15 protein-coding genes and 1 tRNA gene are annotated in these 19,729 nt (G+C 72.2%); 9 read left to right on the top strand and 7 right to left on the bottom strand.

Translation table 11 applies throughout. The features are described 5' to 3' along the window. The first annotated feature begins 590 nt into the window (after positions 1-590). Positions 591-1,355 (top strand): maleylpyruvate isomerase family mycothiol-dependent enzyme, encoded by a 765-nt coding sequence (locus OG534_RS24255; RefSeq protein WP_326590660.1) that lies wholly within the window; start codon positions 591-593, stop codon positions 1,353-1,355. Positions 1,356-1,364: 9 nt separating this feature from the next. Here OG534_RS24255 and OG534_RS24250 read toward each other — a convergent pair. Next, positions 1,365-2,161 (bottom strand): IS5 family transposase gene (locus OG534_RS24250; protein ID WP_326593788.1). Its coding sequence is split into 2 segments (ribosomal slippage): positions 1,365-1,826 and positions 1,829-2,161, totalling 795 coding nucleotides; the frame shifts between segments, so codons are not numbered across the junction. Between the two features lie 732 nt (positions 2,162-2,893). Between OG534_RS24250 and OG534_RS24245 the strand changes: the two genes are divergently transcribed. The 3 genes from OG534_RS24245 to OG534_RS24235 all read left to right on the top strand — a co-directional run bounded on the left by OG534_RS24245 (position 2,894) and on the right by OG534_RS24235 (position 5,790). Continuing rightward, a complete protein-coding gene (locus OG534_RS24245) occupies positions 2,894-3,943 on the top strand; it encodes a hypothetical protein (protein ID WP_326590659.1) in 1,050 nt (349 codons plus the stop codon). Positions 3,944-4,268: 325 nt separating this feature from the next. Beyond that, positions 4,269-5,048: a hypothetical protein gene (locus tag OG534_RS24240; protein ID WP_326590658.1), complete on the top strand. Its 780-nt coding sequence runs from the start codon at positions 4,269-4,271 to the stop codon at positions 5,046-5,048. Positions 5,049-5,154: 106 nt separating this feature from the next. Next, the gene (locus OG534_RS24235; RefSeq protein ID WP_326590657.1) at positions 5,155-5,790 is read left to right on the top strand and encodes a hypothetical protein; all 636 of its coding nucleotides are present in this window, start codon (positions 5,155-5,157) and stop codon (positions 5,788-5,790) included. Positions 5,791-5,806: 16 nt separating this feature from the next. Here OG534_RS24235 and OG534_RS24230 read toward each other — a convergent pair whose 3' ends face one another. From OG534_RS24230 to OG534_RS24210, 5 genes are all read right to left on the bottom strand, one after another. Next, complete coding sequence (locus OG534_RS24230) at positions 5,807-7,282, bottom strand: bifunctional phosphatase PAP2/diacylglycerol kinase family protein (RefSeq protein ID WP_326590655.1); 1,476 nt, start codon at positions 7,280-7,282, stop codon at positions 5,807-5,809. 99 nt (positions 7,283-7,381) lie between these two features. Next, entirely contained in the window at positions 7,382-8,611 is a 1,230-nt protein-coding gene (locus OG534_RS24225; protein ID WP_398562655.1) for a thioester domain-containing protein, read from the bottom strand. 74 nt (positions 8,612-8,685) lie between these two features. Continuing rightward, positions 8,686-9,093 (bottom strand): single-stranded DNA-binding protein, encoded by a 408-nt coding sequence (locus tag OG534_RS24220; protein ID WP_326590654.1) that lies wholly within the window; start codon positions 9,091-9,093, stop codon positions 8,686-8,688. Between the two features lie 99 nt (positions 9,094-9,192). Further along, a complete protein-coding gene (locus OG534_RS24215) occupies positions 9,193-11,037 on the bottom strand; it encodes a GTPase (protein WP_326590652.1) in 1,845 nt (614 codons plus the stop codon). Positions 11,038-11,041: 4 nt separating this feature from the next. Then, a complete protein-coding gene (locus OG534_RS24210) occupies positions 11,042-12,664 on the bottom strand; it encodes a dynamin family protein (RefSeq protein ID WP_326590650.1) in 1,623 nt (540 codons plus the stop codon). Between the two features lie 332 nt (positions 12,665-12,996). On the opposite strand from OG534_RS24210, the gene OG534_RS24205 reads away from it, so the two are divergent. Together OG534_RS24205 and OG534_RS24200 are read left to right on the top strand one after the other, a co-directional pair. Further along, a tRNA-Arg gene (locus OG534_RS24205) sits at positions 12,997-13,069 on the top strand. Between the two features lie 111 nt (positions 13,070-13,180). Beyond that, on the top strand, positions 13,181-13,330 hold the full coding sequence (locus tag OG534_RS24200; protein WP_326590648.1) for a hypothetical protein: 150 nt from the start codon (positions 13,181-13,183) through the stop codon (positions 13,328-13,330). Here OG534_RS24200 and OG534_RS24195 read toward each other — a convergent pair. Beyond that, positions 13,327-14,208, bottom strand: a complete 882-nt coding sequence (locus OG534_RS24195; protein ID WP_326590646.1) for an AfsR/SARP family transcriptional regulator — start codon at positions 14,206-14,208, stop codon at positions 13,327-13,329. The genes OG534_RS24200 and OG534_RS24195 overlap by 4 nt on opposite strands. Positions 14,209-14,536: 328 nt before the next feature. Between OG534_RS24195 and OG534_RS24190 the strand changes: the two genes are divergently transcribed. The 3 genes from OG534_RS24190 to OG534_RS24180 all read left to right on the top strand — a co-directional run bounded on the left by OG534_RS24190 (position 14,537) and on the right by OG534_RS24180 (position 19,631). After that, positions 14,537-16,741, top strand: coding sequence for a TOMM precursor leader peptide-binding protein (locus OG534_RS24190; RefSeq protein WP_326593786.1), 2,205 nt, complete (start codon positions 14,537-14,539; stop codon positions 16,739-16,741). 181 nt (positions 16,742-16,922) lie between these two features. Continuing rightward, complete coding sequence (locus tag OG534_RS24185) at positions 16,923-18,950, top strand: sensor histidine kinase (RefSeq protein ID WP_326590645.1); 2,028 nt, start codon at positions 16,923-16,925, stop codon at positions 18,948-18,950. A gap of 60 nt (positions 18,951-19,010) precedes the next feature. Beyond that, positions 19,011-19,631: a response regulator transcription factor gene (locus OG534_RS24180; RefSeq protein ID WP_326590644.1), complete on the top strand. Its 621-nt coding sequence runs from the start codon at positions 19,011-19,013 to the stop codon at positions 19,629-19,631. Positions 19,632-19,729 lie beyond the last annotated feature (98 nt).

The raw sequence follows: 19,729 nt of genomic DNA, 5'->3' as shown, positions 1-19,729 counted from the left end.
GTTGATCAGGTCGTTAGCAGATAGCGACCGAGCAGCAGGAACACGAAGATCCGGCCTCAGGCGCGGTTTTCGGGACTCTCCCCGGTCGCTATCGGCAGTCCGGCCGGCGTGTGGCCGTCACAACGAAGGCAAGAAGGACCACCCTCCGGGCGGACGACCTCTCGGCGCCTACCGGCCGCGCAGAGGAACCACCCCGGGCGGCTGCCGCTCCCACGTGGCCGCTCTGGCCTCAGCCACGTGGGAGGGCGGGATGCCTCAGTAGCGGAAGCCCGTCGGGCCTCTGCTGCTGCGTGCTCCTCTTCGGGCCTTTCAAGAAGAGCAGCCCCCTTGGAAGGCCGTCCTGCTGCCGTCCTAGAGAGTTGAGAGAAGATAGCGTCCGCAGCGTCCGCCGTCCTCTCCACACTCCCGCTGACCTGCACTTTCCGTGCGGACGCTAAACAAAATGTATAGCGTCCGCCAGCGTCCGCAGCGTCCGCAAGATCCACACTCCACCAAAGGCGTCGCCGCAGGTCAGAACGTTCTTAGAGGACATCTCATTTGGGGGCCTAAATCGAGTGCGAGAGCTCCGGTCCGGGTGGTACAAGGTCTGCGTGACTGAGCATCTCTACTTCCCCACCCTGCTGCGGATGATTGACGAGCGGTCCGCCGCGTTCCGCGACGCCGTCGCCGCGGCCCCCAGCCTCGACGCCGACGTCCCGTCCTGCCCGGGCTGGACGCTGTACGACCTGGCGAACCACCTCAGTGAGGGGGACCGCTTCTGGGCCTACATCGTGCGGAACACCGCGCCGGGCGACGAGCGGCCGAGCAAGGACGGGCTGGCGGCGCCCAAGGAGCGCGAGGCCCTCATAACCTGGCTGGCCGACTCGACGGAGCAGCTGCTTACTACTCTGCGCGAGGCCGGCCCGGACCGGGGCTGCTGGGCCTGGTGGGAGCCGCTGGCCTCGCCGCACACGGTGGCCGCCGTGGCCCGCCGCCGCGTCCCGGAGTCGCTGATCCACACCTACGACGCCCAGCTGGCCTCCGATAACCCGCAGGAGCTGCCGACGACCGAGGCGGTCGACGCCATCGAGGAGTTCCTCGCCACCGTCTGCACCGTCACGGTCCCGTGGCCGGGCGAGCCCGCGACCATGGACTACCACGCAGCCGAGGCTGGCTCCTGGCGCCAGACGGTGGACGCCGCCGGTTCCCGCTTCACCCGCCTCACCGCGGCGGAGGCCGCCGAGAGCAAGCCCACCGCCGCCATCTACGGCACGGCGAGTGAGATGGCCCTGCTCATGTACATGCGCATCCCGGCCGGCTCGCTGCGGATGGAGGGCGATGCCGACCTGCTCCAGCAGCTGCAGAACTGGGGCTAAGAGAACATCTCATTCGGAGAGTCTGCGGGTGCAGATGATGGCTGCTGCGATGCTGGCGAAGGCGGCGAAGTGGTCGGCCTTGCGTTCGTAGCGGCGGTGGAGCCGGCGGAAGCCGCCGAGCCAGGCGACAGTGCGCTCGATCACCCAGCGGTGCCGGCCGTGGCGGTTGGAGGTCTCGATCCCGCGGCGGGCGATGCGGGCTGGTATCCGCCGACGGCGCAGGAAGGCGCGGACGAAGCGGTGGTCATAGGCTTTGTCGCCGTGCAGCTTGCCGGGTCTGCGCCGTCTCGGGCCGCGTCGCGAGCGGATTGGCGGGATCGCGTCGACGAGCGGGATCAGGGCCTGGCTGTCGTGGACATTCGCCCCGGAGATCGCGAGCGACAGGGGTAAACCGGTGCGTTCGTTGAGCAGGTGGATCTTCGACCCGTACTTGCCCCGATCCACAGGATTCGGACCCGTCAGCTCCCCCTTTTCAGGGCCCGCATGTTCACCGAATCGACCGCGCACCTCGACCAGTCCAGCTCGCCATGCGCGCCGAGTTCGTCCAGGACGACCCGGTGGAGCTTGGCCCACACCCGGGCCCTGCTCCACTCGGTGAAGCGCCGATGGGCGGTAGGCCCGGACGGGCCGAAACAGGGCGGCAGCTGAGCCCACGTACACCCCGACGTCGCCACGAACACGATCGCCGCCAACACCTCCCGGTCCCCGTACCGACGCCGACCGCCGCCCTGCGGGCGCGTCGGCGCATCCGGCACCACCAACTGGAACAACTCCCACAACTCGTCCGGGACGAGACGCTCCACGATCGTCACACGTGCAGCCTACTTAGGCCCCCAAATGAGATGTCCTCTTAGAGGGTTCTGGCCTGCGGACGCTGAGCCGCTCGGATCCCGCCCGCTCTCGCCGATCCGGGCGCGGAAAGCACTCGGGGAAGAGTCCACGGCCCGCGCGGGACCTGGAGCATCCGGGCGCGCAGGAGGCGGTGGTCTCTTCGCCCTCAGCCACATGCGGCTACGGCGTGCCGCCCTTGTCGCTTGTCACTTGTCTTGTCGCTTGTCTTGTCGCTTGTCTTGTCGCTTGTCGCCACGCAGGTCAGAGCCCCTATCCCCCGCATCTGGCGGGTGCATGGACGTTCGGGCTCAGGCGGCGCCCACCGTTGACCTGAAGGGACATCCTCGCCCTGTCCTCACCTCCAGTGGTCGCAAACCATGCCCACACAAGCGAACGGGCTTGCGACCACTGGCCCAACAATCCGACACGTAAGGCGATCGTTTCTGCAGTGAATTTCCTAACCCAGTCGGGTGTACCTCCATCAGGACCTGCCACATTTCGGCCGATTCATCCATCCCCCCAACCGGGAGCTGCCGAGATCCAGCGGAGTCAACATGGCTAAGTGGACAGTGGATGCATCAAAGGGCCGAGCAGCCCGAAATAAGGACGCACCGCCACCCGAGGACGGAGCACGCCCAGAAGGCCGGTTTAGCAGGGCGCTAGGCCTGGTAGGAAAAAGAATTCCGTTCTGGGCCTCTCGCGGGGAAATGGGGCCGTGGGAACAGAAAGAGGGGCTGCTGGGAAGGATTGCCGAACTAGAGCCGATTCTTGTGGCTGCCGAGAAACGCGCGCTGGCTGATCCCGAACGGCGCGGTTTGGCGAAAGCGTACACAGATCAGGCTCGCGCGGAGCTAAAGGTGGCAAAGGATGCGCTCGCGCATAAATCTCATCCGACCATGAGGCGTGCGGCGCACTTGGGTGTCGCGCAGTCGCGTGTCGATACCGCCCTGAACCTCATCGTCTGGATGGCTTCCGGTGATGACGTCAAGGCTCTGCTGCCTCAAATTTCGGCTCTTGTCGACGAACATTTCGCCGCCAGCGATCTCCGCCGGATGCGGGTCACAGAGATCGCAAACGAGCTCAAGCAGAACAGCGATCGCGAGATCACCCCCAGCGAACGCGCATTTCTTGCCGAGACAGCCAGTCTCGCTCGACGCCTCCTGCGGAAAGAAACACTTCGCGTCCGCAGCTTCGTGCGAATCGTTACATTCGTGACAGTGGGCTTGGGTACCATTGCGGCCGCTGTCGCATTTTTCTCTGTCGGCTGGGAAGACACGATTCCACTGTGCTTCACCCCAGAGAACATGGGGGAGTATGCGGTTGTCTGCCCAACGAACAGCCGAGACGTCGGGGAGTCTCCGCCGAGCGTCCGCGAAATCGCCAGCACCACGCGACCCCAGGACTACATCGTTATCGAGTTCGTCGGTGTCGTAGCCGCTGCCATTGCTTCTGCAGCATCGCTGAGACGGATTAGGGGAACAGCACTGCCGTACAACGTGCCTGTCGCCCTCGCCCTCTTGAAGCTACCCACCGGGGCACTGACAGCCGTACTCGGATTGCTGCTCATGGGTGGCGGCTTCGTCCCGGGCCTTAGCGCTCTCGACTCTTCGGCCCAAATCATCGCGTGGGCCATCATCTTCGGGTACTCCCAGCAGCTGTTCACGAAGTTCGTCGACGCACACGGACAAGCCATGGTGGACGCTGTTCAGGGTCCGAACAGCCCGCCTGCAACCCCCAGCCCAGAGGTAAGACCGTGACCTTGGGCGCTGGAAGGAAATCGCTTCCTAGCAACCTCTCCCCCGCCGACGGCGGCCCACAGACGGCCCAGGCGGCATGAGACGGCCCCCCGCTTGCGGTTCCGCCGCAGGTGGAGGGCGGTTTTCCGTGATCCAGCAGCCAGTAACACCCCATCTTGTCGTACGTCCATACCCGCGGGCGAATGGGTAGGTCAGAAGCCTTCAGCCGGGGCACGGCCCGGGGCGGGTCCCACGCTCCGGTCACCACCGGTCATCACCGGTGGAGACCGAGCCCTGCGCGGCCCGCGGACGGCCCAGGACGCGCGCTCCCGACTAGGCTGTGAACATGACAAACTCCCCCGATTTCGGCATGGCGCTGGGGCGGTTACTGGACGGTAGGGGGGTCGGCGTGCAGCACCTGGCCGACCTCGCCGGGGTGACCGCGGACGAGATCCGGGCCGTGCTCGCCCGGGAGACGCCCGGAGAGGGGCTGCTCCGACGGCTCGCGACCGCGCTGGGTTTCCACGCCGTCGATCTGTTCGTCCTCGCAGGAGTGGAGGTTCCGGCGGACTTGGCGCCGCTGGACGCCGCGGCCGCCTCATGGGTTCCGAACATCGTGATGGATGCGGTCCACCTCCCCTCGGCGGGACGACGCGAGCTCCTGCAGATCATCCGCTCGCTGCCTCGGGAGGAGCGCCGTTCGCGCTTCGCCCCGGAGAAGCCGGCACCGCTCGCCGACAGTCCGGGTGGTCGGCTGATCCGCATGTGCCGGTACCGCAACCTGAAGTGGAGCGGCCTGGCGCACATCCTGGCGGTCGTGACGCCCACGTACCTGTCGACATCCACCTACGGCGTGATCAGCGACGGCCACAAGGAGCTGACGCCCCGCCTGGTGACGGACTTCGCGGCCATCCTGGGGATCGAGGCCCGCGAACTGGCCGCGCTGACCGGCGTCTTCCTGCCGGAGACGCCGGAGCCTGCGGCCCCGGAGGCCGTGGACGCCGCGGCGCTGCTGTGGGAGGTCCGGTGCCTGTCCGCGACCCAGGCGCAACACGTCGCCGAGCTGGCGGATTCCATGCGCGGTGACTCCCGCACCGAGTACCGCCTCAACCTGCCTGCATGGTGACGCCGGCCACTCACGTTCCGGCCGCCCCGGGCCGGACGGGGCAACGGTCAATGCTCGCAAGATCGCCCCGGACCGCCCGGGCGCACGGCAGGATGACGCGGGTGGCATGGTCACGACCACTCGGGAACCGCTCGGAGGCACGGTGGACAACGCACTGCTCGCGCTCGCCGGCGCGGTCGTCGCGGTGACGGGCACGCTGCTCGCGCCGATCCTGTCGCAGCGGGTGCTGGGCCGCGTGCAGGCGGAGCAGTTCTCCCGTGAGGAGCGCGTGGCCCGTGCCCAGTGGCTGCGCGAGCGGCAGGTCGTCGAGCTGGAGACCCGGCGCGCGTGCTACGTGACGGCCAACGCGGGCTACCGCCGCTACCGCGTGGAGCTCATGAACTACCTGTGGCTCGTCCACAAGGATGCGGTCACGGCGCAGGGGCGGGCCGGCCTGGAGGAGGCCCGGCACGCCATGCACGCCTCGTTCGCGGAGGCCCAGATGATCGCTTCCGAGGCGGTGCTGGCGCAGCTGGACGCCATGACCCGGATCCTGTCCAGCGCGTACAACCGGACCATGCGCCTGGAGGAGGGCAGCCCGCGGCCCGGCCAGTCGTTCGAGGAGATACACGCCCTCCTGGCGGGCATCGAGGAGCAGTGGCAGGCGATGCGCGGGGCCATGCGGGACGACCTCGGGGTGGATCCGGGGGTGGGTCCGGGGGTGGATCCGGGGCCGGCCGGGCCCGCGGCGGTCGAGTCCTGACGGGCGGCGGCCGGGGTCAGCGGGGGCGGTAGACCGTGAGGGCGTCCGGGATCTCGTCGAGGACGAGTGCGGCCGGCGCCTCGGCGTACTCGCCGTCGTAGGCGAGCGGGGTGCCCTCCGGGATGTCCCCGATGCGCAGGCTGCGCAGGCGGGTGGCGGTGTGGACCGGGGAGCGGCTCAGGGGGCCCGCGAGGGCCGCGGCCAGCAGCCGGGGGCCGGGGCGGCCGCCGCCGTAGACGAGCCGGAGGTCGAGCAGGCCCTCGCCGAGGCTGTCGCGGCGGCGGGGGGTGGGGCCGGTGCCGTGGTAGGTGCCGTTGCCGGCGAAGAGCAGCCACACGGACCGGGGCCGCCCGGCCAGCCGCAGCCGTACGGGCCGCTGGGAGCGCAGCACCCGCCAGGCCGCCAGCAGCGCGGCCGGGCCGCCGCCGATGCGCGGGCCCCAGCGCAGCCGGTGGCCGAGCAGCTCGGGGTAGGCGCCGATGCTGAAGTTGTTCAGGAAGTAGCCGTGCTCTCCCCCGGGCCCCGGGGAGAAGCGGCCCACGCCGACGCTGACGGCCTCGCCCCGGACCAGGGCCAGGCAGGTGTCCTCGGCGCCGGCGAGGCCGAGGTCCATCGCGAAGTGGTTGAGGGTGCCGCCGGGGAACACGGCCAGCGGCACCCCGGCCCGCAGTGCCGCGGTGGCGGCCGCGTTGACGGTGCCGTCGCCGCCGCAGACGCCGAGGACGGTGGCCCGCGAGGCCGCCGACGCCAGTTCGGCGGGCAGCTCCGAGGCCTGGCACGCGATCACCTCGGCCTTGGGGAGCCGCCGGCGCAGTACGTCGAGCCCCGCGGTCGCGGCCGTCCCCGACCCGTTGTTGACCACCACCGTGAGCCCGGCCCCGTCGGGCAGGGCGGGGACGCCGGTGGCCGTCCGCTCGTCGCCCGGCACGACCCGGGCCTCCTGCGCGTCCCGCGCGAGGCGGCGTACGACGAAGGCCGCGGCCACCCCCAGTGCCGCGCCCGCGAGCACGTCGGAGGGGTAGTGCACGCCGGTGTAGACCCGGGAGAACGCCACGGACGCGGCCACGGGAGCGACCGCGGCCCCCCAGCCCGGGGACTCCAGGGCCACCCCGGCGGCGAAGGCGAAGGCCGACGCCGAGTGCCCGGACGGGAAGGAGGTGGTCTGCGGCTGCGTGGCCAGCTGCCGCACCGGCGGCACGCCGTGCAGCAGCGGCCGCGGCCGACGTACGGACCATTTGCCGACGGTGTTGATGGTCGCGGAGGCCAGCGCCAGCGAGGCGACGCCGCGCACGGCGGCCTTGCGGGCCCCGGCCGAGCCGAAGACGGCGATCGCCGCGGCGGCCCCGCCCCACAGCACGCCGTGGTTCGCGGCCCTCCCGAGCCGCGGCAGCACCCGGTCGGCCCCCGGCCAGTGCCGCCGGGCCACCGCGTCGAACAGCCGTCGGTCCCCTCGTGCGAGGAGGCGCGGCCAGGTCAGTTCTTGATCAGCCATCTCCTGCCCCTACCCCGGGCAGCGGGTCCGAAATCGAACCCGCGGCCACCCGGCCCACGCGGACCCACCCGGGCCCACCGGGTCCCACCCGCCGGGCCCTCAGTCCTCCTCGTCCAGCGGTCGCTTGCGGAGCAGCAGGACCACCAGGCCGCCCAGGACCACCAGGCCCACCGCGAGGGAGGCGATGACCGGGGTGGCCGCCGAGCTGCCGCTGGTCGCCAGGCGCTCCTCTTCCGGGGAGGTCGGGACGGCCGCGGACGGCGCGCCCAGCGCCTCCACCGCCGAACCGGCGGTCGTGCCCGGGTCCGTCCCGGCCTGGGCCACCGGGGGCTGCGGCCACAGGGCGCGGGCCGTGGCGGCGGCCGCGGACTCGCTGGAGCCGGCCACGATCTGCGCCTGGGCCGGCACCCCGCTGGTGAAGACCCGGCCGACCGGCACCTTGGTCGCGCCCTGGACGGTGACCGAGGCCGTCCCGTCGGGGGTGCCCTCGGGCACCTCGAAGTACAGCCGGCTCCCGTTGACGGCGGTGTCCAGCGGCCGCCCCTCGGCGTCGACCACCCGCACCCCCATCGCGACGGCCGCCGCGTCCGGGATGACCGACACGCTCCGCGCCCCGGTCCGCACGGTCACCGGGCCGAGCCGGGTGCCCACCGCGCCCGACACGTCGCCCGGGTCCAGCCCCAGCGAGGCCGGCGGCTCCGGCAGCTGCCGCGCCGCCCGCTGCAGGTAGTCGGCCAGCTTCTCCGCGGCCGGGTCCGCGGCCTCGACCCGCACGCCGTCCGACAGCCGCCAGATCGCCACCTGGGTCCCTGCGGCCGCGCTCTCCGCGGTGAGCGAGACGGCGCCGGCCGCCTTGGCGAGCCCGGCCAGGTCGTTCAGCTGCGGGTAGGAGTGCTCCAGGACCCAGCGGATCCGGCCCGCCTCCCGGTTCCCGGCGAGCGGGCTGCCGCCCCAGCCGCTCTCGGTGTACCGGGCCTGCGGCTGGGCGTTGCCCGCCACGCCGACCCCGTACGTCTGGAGCATCCCGCCGCCGTCGACCCGCATCTCGTAGAGACCGGCGGGGATGTGCCGGACCGAGCCGTCCCCGGAGTGGAGGACCGCCTGCCCGTACGTCTTCAGCCCGTCGAGCACGGCGCTCGCGCCCTCCGGTGACCGGGAGGCGACCGGGCCGGAGTCGGCGGCCGCCCGGGCGCCGGGCGCGGCGGCGAGGGCCGCGGCCAGCAGGGCGACCGCGAGCGGCCGGCGCGCGGAGCCCCGTACCGCGGCGGGAGGTTCGAGAGAGGCAGGCGCGGGAGTGGAATCAGGAGCGGAGGATGCGGGAACGGCAATCGACACAGTCTTCCCCTTCGGGCCAAAGACCCAGGTGCCCGTGAGTACCGGGGAATCCTAACCGTCTCGAACACTCAGACCACCGCCGCCTTCTGAGTAGCCATCAGCGGCGTGTCCGTCTTCACCACGCGCCGGAAGGCCGCGGTGCCGCGGGTCAGGTCGTGTCCGATGGCGCTCGCGTCGATCTCCGCGCTCACCCACCGCCTGCCCTCGCCGTCGGGCGGGTCCTCCCGCACGCGCAGCCGGCCGTGCACCACCAGCGGTTCGCCGACCGACACGGAACCGGCGAGGTTCACGGCGAGGGTGCGCCGCGCCCACACGGTGTAGAAGCTGGTGGCCCCGTCGGTCCAGACCTCCTTGCGGCGGTCGAAGTACCGCGGCGTCACCGCGAAGCGGAACCGCGCCGACGGACCGTTCACCGTCTCCTTGTAGTCGATCTGTGTCGCCACGCAGCCCACCAGCGTCACCTGGGTGTCGTTCATCCCGGCCGCCCTCCCCCGTCGATCGGGCCCGCACGGGCCATCCGTACGAGCTACGACCCATGCTGGGGCAGGCCGCCGATCCCGGCTCCGGCCTGTGGATTACTGGCGGGTTGTGGACAACCTGCTCCCCCCTGCGGCCACCGCGGCGTACTGCTCCCGCACCTCCCGGTAGCGCAGCAGCTCCGCCGCGACCGGCTCCAGCACCCGGGCCCGCCCGCAGCCGGCCGCCGCCTCCCGCAGCCTGCGGTCCGCGTCCTGCCCGAACCGCCGCGCCGGGCCCCGGGCCGCGATCGAGCAGGCCCATTCCACGAGCGGCCCGCCGATGATGCCCGCCACCATCAGCAGCACCGGCGGCAGCAGTTTCGGCTCCAGGACCCCGACGATCTGCCCGACCAGCCACAGGCCGCCGTAGATCTGCAGCAGGGTCATGGCCGCCTGCGCCAGGACCGCCGCCGGCCACCAGGCCGGCCGGGGCGGTTTGACGCTCGGCACCGCGACCGCCGCGCCGAGGGTCACCGCGATCTCGTCCAAAGCCTCCGGAAGCCGGTCGGCGCCGCGCACCGCGGTCTCCCGGACCGCCTGCGCCCACGGTTCGGGCAGGCCGGCGACCGCCTCGTCGGCGACCGCCCGGACGGCCTGCTCCACGCGCTGACGCGCGGTCACCTCCTCCTCGACCGGTGCCTCCGCGACGGGCCGGCCCCGGCCGCCGATCGCCGCCAGGGCGGCCAGTCCCGCGAGGGTGCGCGGCGCGCGGCGGCCCTCGTACCACCGCCACAGCCGCAGCCACGGCGTCCCGCACGCCTTCCCCGCGTTGCGCCGCCAGGCGCGCTCGGCGGCGAGCCCGGCCGCGTAGGCCCCGACCGCCTCGGCGAGCCGGTCCTCGAACTCGGCGCGCGCGGCCTCGCCGATCTCCGGCGCGGAGTGCCGGTCGGCGACGTAGAGCGGCCGCAGGCGCACGGCCGCGCGGTCGACGTCGGCGCAGATGCGCCGGGTCGCGGCGCCCTTCTCCTGGGTGAACTGTCCGAGGAGTTCGCGCAGTTCCCCGACGCCCTCTCCGGTCAGCGCGGACAGCCCGAGGACCGTGGCGCCGGGCTCGCCGTGTTCGCCGAGCGCGATGCCGTCCTCGTCGAGGAGCCGGCGCAGGTCGTCCATTACGAGGTCGGCGGCCTCGCCGGGCAGCCGGTCGACCTGGTTCAGCACGACGAAGGTCACCTCCGCGTGCCCGGCCAGCGGCCGCAGGTAGCGCTCGTGCAGCACCGCGTCGGCGTACTTCTCCGGGTCCACCACCCACACCACGGCGTCGACGAGCGCCAGGACGCGGTCCACGTGGTCGCGGTGCGCGCCGACCGCCGAGTCCAGGTCCGGCAGGTCGACGAGGACCATCCCGCGCAGCGCCTCTGCCTCCGAGGTCTCGCGGGGCCGGCGCCGCAGCCGCCCCGGGATCTCCAGCCGGTCCAGGAGTCCGGCGGCCCCGTCCGACCAGCTGCACGCGATGGGCGCCGCGGTGGTCGGGCGACGCAGCCCGGTCTCGGAGATCTGCACCCCGGCGAGTGAATTGAAGAGCGTGGACTTGCCGCTTCCGGTGGCTCCGGCGATCGCGACGACCGTGTGCTGGGGGGAGAGTCCGCGCCGCGCCGCCGCCTCGTCCAGGACCCGCCCGGCCTCGGCGAGGGTCTTGCCGTCGAGCCGGGTCCGGGACAGCCCGACCAGCTGGCGCAGCGCGTCGAGGCGCAGGCGCAGCGCCTGCCCCTCGGGGCTGAGCGGCGGCGCGGTCGACTTGCCGCCGTCGCTGCCCGCGCCGGAGACGGCCCGTACGAGGGCCTCGTCGCCCTCGTCGCCCCCGTCGGCCCCGTCCTCCTCGCCCCCGCCGGCGGTCCGGGGGCGCGAGCGCGCGATGAGTCCGTCGTCCCAGCGGTCGTCGGTGCGGTCGGTCAGGGCGGTCACCGCGTCACCTCTCCTTCTGCAGTACGGACAGCGCGGCAATCAGCTCGGCCTGTGGTTCCGGGGACACTTCGAGCGCTTCCAACGGGGCGAGGCGGCGGTCGCGTTCGCCGCGCAGCACCTGGTCGAGGTGGTCGCCGACCAGCTCCCCGCCCCGGTCGCGCAGCCGCAGGGCGGCCTGGGCGCCGATCCGTTCGGCGAGCCGTTCGCCCGCGGGCCGGGCCCGCTTGCCGCCTAGGAGGGCGGCGACGAGGAGGGCCGCGACGCCGTCGGGGTCGGGCGCGGGCTGCCGGTCCAGCTTGGCGACCTCCTCCTCGGCGAGTTCCTCCAGCACGCGCCGCCAGTGGCGTACGGCCATGCCGATGCGTTCCCCCGCCTCCCGGTCGGGCGCGGGCAGCGGCACGGCCCCGGCGGCCGGCTCGCGCCGCCAGGCCTCGGCGATCCGTTCGTCGGCGGCGGCGACGGCGCACTGGAGCAGTGCGGCGAGGGACTCGGCGAGCGAGTCCAGGAGTTCGTCGGCGCTGGTGTCGAGCGGGTAGCCGCGCCACCGGGTCAGCGCGTCCCCGGCCAGTACGGCGCCGTGGTCGAGGCGGCCCCGGACCCGCTTGCCCTCGCGTTTGTACGCGTCCTCGACGGCCGACGTCAGCCGTACGGCGGCGGCGTGCTGGGCGGCGACGGCGGAGGCGAGTTCGGGCATCCGGCGCCCGAGGGAGTCCAGCGCGCCCAGCGCGGTGCGCCCGACGGCGTACTGCCGGGCGGCCGGGTCCTGCGCGTGGTGGGCGAGCCAGGCGAAGAGCGGGGCGACGGCGCTGGCCGGCAACAGCCCGCCCCCTCCGGCCGACTCGGGCAGCTCCGGGACGGTGAAGCGCGGTACGTCGCCCAGCCCGGCCTTGGTGAGCAGGGCCCCGTACTGCCTTGAGACCTCGGCGAGGACCTGGTGCGGGACGCGGTCGAGGACGGTGATCAGGGTGGCCTTGTACTGCTTGGCGGTGCGCAGCAGGTGCCAGGGGACGGCGTCGGCGTACCGCGAGGCGGTGGTGACCATCACCCAGACGTCGGCGGCGCAGATGAGTTCGGCGGCGAGTGTCCGGTTCTCGACCACGAGGGAGTCGATGTCGGGGGCGTCGAGGATGGCCAGGCCGCGCGGCAGGGTGGAGACGGTCTCGATCCGCATCTCGCGGGTCGCGTGGCCGGCGCCGGCGCCGTGGCCGCGGTCGCGGGCCGGGGACTTGGCGGCGGGGGGCCTGTCCTCCTCTTCGTGCGGCACCCACACCCGCATCAGATCGGGCAGGACGCGCATTCCGGCGAACCAGTGGTGGTCATCCGGGTGGCAGACGAGCACCGGTGTGCGCGTGGTCGGACGCAGCACCCCGGCTTCGCTGACCTGTCGTCCGACGAGGGAGTTGACGAGGGTGGACTTACCGGCCCCGGTGGACCCGCCCACGACGGCGAGCATGGGCGCCTCGGGCGCCTTCAGCCGGGGTACGAGGTAGTCGTCGAGCTGCGCGAGCAGCTCGGCTCTGGTCTGGCGGGCGCGCGGAGCGCCGGGCAGGGGCAGCGGCAGACGCACGGACGCGACCCGGTCGCGCAGGGCGGACAGGGCATCGAGCAGCTGAGGCCGAACATCCAAGGTCACCACATGCGAAGAATGCCCAATTTGGGACCATTTTTGAAGCTTATAAGTCCTCTGCGCGCCGACCGCGACTCCAGTGGGACAATCTGGGCACGACGGACGAGTGGGGCGCAGGCATAACGAGTGCACAACACCAGGGGCGCCGCGGCGCAAAAGCGATGCGAGAATCGCACCTGCCTGCGATTATCGGGACCGCTTCACCGAACCTCCACATCGTGGCCCGCGAGTGAAGCAACCGGGACAAGGCAACCGGAGCCCTATCCTTGACCCGGTACGGATCGAAGTCCCACCCCCACCAGGGGCTCCAGGCCCACCAAGGCCACCTTCCGGCCCCCGTAGCTCAGTGGATAGAGCAGGTGCCTTCTAAGCACTTGGCCGCAGGTTCGAGTCCTGCCGGGGGCACTCTCACGTCCCACCCTCAAGCCCTCCCTCGCGGAGGGCTTTCCTGCAGGTCCGCCGTCTGCCGCAATGTAATGCGCGTACCGTAGCGGCGGCGTAAGCCCTCCTCGTGCTGTGCTCGCGCTCGTCGAGCACAGCCTCGCGGACCTTGCTCCATACGCGCCGGAAGACCCGTCCGGCGAGCAGCCCACCCTTCTTTTTTCCCTTCTGGGCGACGGCCGGCAGGTGACCGGCACGCGGCTCCCGTCCGCCGAGGCCGGCTAGACCCGTGCGAGGCGGCTCGCGGCGAACTCCTCGGGGGACCACGACACGGACCAGACGTCCAGCGCCGGCGCCCCCGACAGGATCGCCGTCTGCAGGTTCTGCAGGCGCGGGCAGGGCTCGACGCCCAGCTCGTGGTTGAGCACGGCCCTGAGGTGGTGGAACGCCTCCAGCGAGCGTCCGACCCGGCCCGCCCGGTAGAGCGCGATCATCAGGTAGGCGCAGAGGTTCTCGTTCATCGGGTTCCTCGCCACCACCCGCGTCAGCTCGCCGAGCAGGTCGGCGTGGCGCCCGAGGGCCAGGTCCGACTCGATGCGCCGCTCCAGCGCGCCGAGCCGGCTCTCCTCCAGCGACACCGCCTCGATCTCCAGGACCGTGCCCTTGCGGACGTCCACCAGCGCGGGCCCCCGCCACAACTGCAGCGCCTGGCGCAGCTCCTCGGAGGCGCGGCGGTGGTCGCCCGCCTCGGAGGCGGCGCGTCCGGCGCGCACCCGGTACTCGAACACCTCGACGTCCGTCGTACAGGCGCCGTCCTCGAGGAGGTAGCCGTTGTGGCAGGTGCTGAGTATCTGCCGGACGCCCGGACGGCCCGAGTCGGCGGCCGCCAGCGCGTTGCGCAGCTGCAGGACGTACGTCTGCAGGGTGGTGGCGTGGCTGCGCGGGGGCCGGTCGCCCCACAGCTCCTCGATGAGCGCCGGCACCGTGACGACCCTGCCCGCGTTCAGCGCGAGCAGAGCCAGCACCTGCCGCTGCTTGGGCGCGCTGGCCGTCACCGGCGTCCGGTCGAGATGCAGGGACAGCGAGCCGAGCAGCCCGATGCTCAGCGGTCCGGGGCGCTGCCCGGCGTTGACGGGGTCGAATCCTTTGGGGCCTTCGGACATTGCATTCCTCCAGGCATCGCACCTATCGATCTCGACTCCCAGCATGCCGAGACGGCCCGGAGTTGCCCACTGAGCTGCACATCTCTCCCATGTGAAGAATTCACACGGGGAACGTGAATCAGCGTATGGCGTAGCGCAGTTGACGCGCTGGAGACTTCGGGCACCGCAGCGACGACCGGCTGCGGATCAGAGGAGGCGGCAATGCAGATCAACTCCGGCACCGACGACCTGATCATAGAGAACCTCGACGGCTCCGCCCTCGGCACGGACGACCCCACCGGATGGTGCTTCGTCCTGATTTCCGAGGCAGCACGGTAGAGCGGCGATGATGCTGGCGGACGAACGGCAGATCGGATTCCGGCGGCACCTTCGGGCCGAGATCGTCCCGGGCGAGGCGGTCTACCTCGTCTCGCCCCGCGGCACGACGGCCCTCTCGGGAACCGCCATCCAGCGGGTGGCCCCCCTGCTCGACGGTTCCCTGACCCTCGCCGAGCTGCGGGCGACCGCGCAGATGCCGGCGAAGGAACTGGACGGCATGCTCGACCGGCTCGCCGCGGCAGGCCTCGTCGGCTTCCGCACGGGCCCGCAGGACGCGGCGGCCGGAGCGTACTGGGACCTGGCCGGAGTCGGCTGCCCGTCCGACGCCGCGGTGAACGTCGTCGCCTTCGGCGGGGCCGACGCGGCCGCGGCCGAACGGGCCTGCCGCGCGGCGGGCCTGTCCTGCGGCCCCGAGGCGCCCTTCACCCTGGTGGTCTGCGACGACTACCTCGACCCGGCGCTGGGCGAGTTCAACGCCGCCCGGCTCGCGGACGGCCGGCCGTGGCTGCCGGCCAAGCCGTACGGGGCGCAGCTGTGGATCGGCCCGGTCTTCCGGCCGGGCACCGGGCCCTGTTGGTCCTGCATGGCCGTGCGGCTGCGCTCCCACCGGCGCGGCGAGACCCACGTACGGCGCGCGCTCGGCCTGGCCGGCCCGGTGCGGGTTCCGGAGGCCTCGCTGACGGCGACCCGCGAACTCGGGCTCCAGACGGCGGCGCTCGAGGCCGCCAAATGGCTCGCCGGCCTGCGCGACGACAATCAGAACGCCGTCTGGACACTGGACACCCTGACGCTCAGCGCCACCCACCACCCGGTCTCCCTGCGGCCCCAGTGCCCGGACTGCGGCGACCCCGGCCTGGTCTCCGACCGCGCCCTGCGGCCGGTCCGCCCGGTCTCCCGGCCGAAGGGCGTGGCAGCCGGCAACGGGCACCGCGCGCTCTCCGCCGAGCAGATGTGGGAGCGCCACGGCCACCTCGCCGATCCCGTCACGGGCATCGTCGAGCGGGTGGTCCGCGACCCGCGCAGCCCCTCGTTCCTGCACTGCTACAAGGCCGGGCCCAACCTGGCCCTGAGCGACTGCGACCTGCGCTCGTACCGTGCCGGACTGCGCATGCAGAGCGGCGGCAAGGGGCGCACCGACCTGGACGCCAGGGTCAGCGCGCTGTGCGAGGCGGTCGAGCGGTACAGCGCGACGCGCTTCGGTGACGAGGCCACGGTGCTCGGCAGTTACCGCGACCTCGCGCCCGATGCCGTCCATCCGGGTGAATGCATGCAGTTCGACGCACGCCAATACCAGGAGCGCGAGCGGTGGAATGCCCCGGGCATTCCCTTCCAGCACGTGCCCGAGCCTTTCGACGAGGACGTCAAGACCGAGTGGACGCCGGTCTGGTCGCTCACCGGGGGTACGCACCGGCTCCTGCCGACCGACCTGCTGTACTTCGGCGGCGACGGGACCGCCTCGATCGTCGCCGACTCCAACGGCAACGCCGCGGGCGGCACCGTCGAGGACGCCATCCTGCAGGGCTTCCTCGAACTGGTCGAGCGGGACGCCGTCGCCCTGTGGTGGTACAACCGGACCCGCCACGCCGGCGTGGACCTCGACTCGTTCGGCGACCCGTGGATCTCCGCCCTGCCCGACCGGTTCCGCGAACTGGACCGCACGATCTGGGTCCTCGACCTGACGGCCGACCTGGGCATCCCGGTCATGGCCGCGGTCTCCCACCGCGTCGGCGCACCGGCCGAGGACATCATGCTCGGCTTCGGCGCGCACCTCGATCCCGCCGTCGCGCTGAGCCGTGCCGTCACCGAGCTGGGCCAGATGCTGCCCGCCGTGACCGGCGGCTACGCGTCGGGGCTGCCCGGGCACCTGCTCGACTGGCTGCGCGGGGCGACGGTCGCCTCGCAGCCCTACCTCGTGCCCGACCCCGAGCGTCCCGCGCGCACCCGAGCCGACTACGCCCACGTCCCGCGCGCCAACCTGCGCGACGACCTGGACCACCTCTGCGCGCTGGCCCGGAGCCACGGTCTGGAGGTGCTCGTGCTCGACCAGACCCGGCCCGACCTCGGGCTGCCGGTGGTGAAGGTGATCGTCCCGGGTCTGCGGCACTTCTGGGCCAGGTTCGCGCCCGGCCGTCTGTTCGACGTACCGGTGCGGCTGGGCAGGCTCGACTCACCCACCCGTTACGAGGATCTCAACCCGATTCCACTTTTCCTCTAGAACCCGAAAGGCCACCAATGGCGGCGATCTGACGCGGAAAAAGAAGCCGGAAAAATTGAAGATTGTGGTCATGACAAGCTGATGCTTCGCAGGTAAGATCACCGCGGTATTCAAGGGGCGGGTAGACGGGCGCTTGCCCGCGCTCCCAGTCACCGCAGGTCGGACCAGGAGGCACGCGCCGATGCTCGACGCACTCCACGGGCACGGCCAGGAGGACGAGTCCGGGCTGCAGGCGCCGCGCATGGCCCTCCTGGTCACGCTGGGAGTCCTCGGCGGCCACACGCTCGTCACCGTGCTCGGCGTGCTCGACGAGCATCCCGGTCCCGCACGGCTGATCTTATTGGGGCTGTGCCTGGCGGCCGTCCTCGCCCTGCAGTTCGCACACTCCACCCGGCGACCCCGCACCTGGCCCGTCCGCGTCCGCGCGTCGACCCTCACCGCCCAGGCCCTGGTCACCTACCTGCCGCTCCCCTGGCTCGGACTGCCGTGGGGCGCGATGGCCGGACTCCTCGCCGGCTCGGTGCTGCTGGCCGTGCCCGGCCGGCTCCGCTGGCCCCTGTACGCCGCGGTCACCGCGGGCATCGTCCCCGCCGTCGTCGCGATCGCCGGTCCGGGCGTCGCGGTCTACAGCATCGGCGCCACGCTGCTCGCCAGCCTCATCATCTACGGGGTCAGCTCCCTGTCCGGTCTGGTCGCCGAGATCCGCGAGACCCGGCGCGCGCTGGCCGGAATGGCCGTCGTCCAGGAGCGCCTCCGCGTCGCCGGCGACCTGCACGACCTGCTCGGCTACAGCCTGTCGGCCATCGCACTGAAGACCGAACTCGGTTACCGGCTGCTCCCGTCCGCGCCCGACCGGGCCGGGGCCGAGGTCGCCGAGGTGCTCGGCATCGCCAGCGAGGCGCTGGCCGACGTACGCCTGGTCGCGACCGGCTACCGCGACATGTCGCTGGCCGCCGAGACCGAGTCCGCGCTCTCGGTGCTGTCCGCCGCACAGATCGAGGCCGGGGCCGACCTGAGCTGCAGCCCGCTCCCGCGGGAGGTGGACACCGTACTGGCGATCGTGCTGCGCGAGAGCGTCACCAACGCGCTGCGGCACAGCAAGGCGCAGCACTGCACGATCACCGCCTCCCTGGACGGCGGGACGGCGACCCTGCGGATCCGCAACGACGGCGTCGGGGACGCCAGTACGGACACCATCGCGGGCGGCGGCAGCGGGCTCGGCAACCTGGCGACCCGGCTGCGCGGCGTCGGCGGCGATCTGAGCAGCGGGCCGACCGGCGACGGCTGGTTCGAGGTCGTCGCCCACGCCCCGGCCACCGCCACGGGCCCGGGAGACGACCGGGGCGCCGAGCCCGAACCCGAGGACCACGGGCGGGACGCCCGGAACTGGGCGCCCCGGATGGCACGGAGCATGCTCGTGGCCGTGCTGGCCGGCTACAGCCTCATCACCGTGATCAACGCCGCGCAGATCGCCGGGTCCGGGGCCGCCGCGCTCGCCTTCCTCGGCTGCTTCGCCGTCGTCGTGGCGCTGCAGGTGCTGCACTCGCTGCGCCGCGCGCGCACCTGGCCCCCGCACGTGCGGGCGCTCACCCTCGGGCTCCAGGCCGCGGCCACCTACGCCCCCCTGCTGTGGCTCGGCGGACCCTGGGGCTCCATGGCCGGCTTCCTCGCCGCATCGCTCCTGATCACCGTGCCGGGCAAGCTCCGGCTGGCACTCAGTACGGCCTCGGTCGCGGTGATCGTGCCGCTGGCGGCGGCCGGCGGCACACCGCTGTCCGACATCGTCTACCTGGCCGACTCCTCACTGGTGGCGGGCCTGGTCATCTCCGGCTTCACCGCGCTGTACCGGCTGGTCACCGAGCTGCACGAAGCCCGGGGCGCGCTGGCGCGGCTGGCCGTCGCCCGCGAGCGCCTGATCGTGGAGCGCGAGCTGCACGAGGTGCTCGGATCGAGCCTGTCCACGGTCACGATGAAGTGCGCGCTCATCCACCGGCTGCTCCCGCAGGCACCGGAGGCCGCGCGGGACGAGCTGACCACCGTGCTCTGCATCTCCCGCCAGGCGCTCGCCGACGTCCGGCTCGTGGCGCGCGGGTACCGCGGGCAGCTGGGCGCACACGACCCGTCCGAAAGCCGAGGGGCACGGCCGGAATTCTCCTCCCCCACGGAGGATCCGCCGTCCACACTCCGAGAGGCGGACGCAGCGGTCTGATATTTCATGGATAATTCTGAAGAATTGCACACCATTCGGGGGATGGTAAAAGGGGGATAGGTGGACAATCGGGGGATCAGAATTCTCCTCGCCGAGGACATGCACATGGTGCGGGGAGCACTGGTCGCGTTGCTCGAACTGGAGCCGGACCTGGAAGTCGTCGCCGTCGTGGACAGAGGTGACCTGATCGTCCCGACCGCACTGGAGTGCCGGCCGGACGTGGCGATCATGGACGTCGACCTGCCGAACATGGACGGCCTCACCGCGGCCGAGATGCTGCACGACCAGCTGCCGGCCTGCCGCACGCTGATCATGACCGGACTGGGACGTCCCGGCCTGCTGCGCCGCGCGATGGCCGCGCGCGTCTCGGGCTTCCTGCTCAAGGACTCCCCGGCCGAAGGGCTCGCGCAGGCCGTCAGGGAGGTCGCCGCCGGCCGCCGGGTGATCAACCCTCAGATCGCCATGAGCGCCTGGGACATCGGGGAGAACCCCCTGTCCGAGCGCGAGATCGAGGTACTGGGCATGGCCGCCCAGGGCGACGAGCCCCGGGAGATCGCCGCGAAGCTGCACCTGTCGATCGGCACGGTGCGCAACTACCTGACGACGACCGTGGTGAAGCTCAACGCCCGCAACCGGATCGATGCCGTCCGCATCGCCACCGAGGCCGGCTGGCTCTCGTGAGGGGCGCGGGCCGCCACCCGCGACCGGTCCTCGACCGGTGATCCACCGACGCGCTCGAAGATGCCGACATACGGCGAGGTGAGAGCACCTCCGCGGCA

It is taken from the genome of Streptomyces sp. NBC_01294, from assembly GCF_035917235.1.
GTDB classification, from domain to species: Bacteria; Actinomycetota; Actinomycetes; order Streptomycetales; family Streptomycetaceae; genus Streptomyces; species Streptomyces caledonius.
This window is presented reverse-complemented; position numbering and strand designations above follow the sequence as displayed.

Coding starts and splice junctions, on each gene's coding strand:
- OG534_RS24245 (WP_326590659.1), top strand. CDS start 2,894: ATGGGGCCGTGGGAACAGAAAGAGGGGCTGCTGGGAAGGATTGCCGAA.
- OG534_RS24240 (WP_326590658.1), top strand. CDS start 4,269: ATGACAAACTCCCCCGATTTCGGCATGGCGCTGGGGCGGTTACTGGAC.
- OG534_RS24235 (WP_326590657.1), top strand. CDS start 5,155: ATGGTCACGACCACTCGGGAACCGCTCGGAGGCACGGTGGACAACGCA.
- OG534_RS24230 (WP_326590655.1), bottom strand. CDS start 7,282: ATGGCTGATCAAGAACTGACCTGGCCGCGCCTCCTCGCACGAGGGGAC.
- OG534_RS24220 (WP_326590654.1), bottom strand. CDS start 9,093: ATGAACGACACCCAGGTGACGCTGGTGGGCTGCGTGGCGACACAGATC.
- OG534_RS24195 (WP_326590646.1), bottom strand. CDS start 14,208: ATGTCCGAAGGCCCCAAAGGATTCGACCCCGTCAACGCCGGGCAGCGC.
- OG534_RS24190 (WP_326593786.1), top strand. CDS start 14,537: ATGCTGGCGGACGAACGGCAGATCGGATTCCGGCGGCACCTTCGGGCC.
- OG534_RS24185 (WP_326590645.1), top strand. CDS start 16,923: ATGCTCGACGCACTCCACGGGCACGGCCAGGAGGACGAGTCCGGGCTG.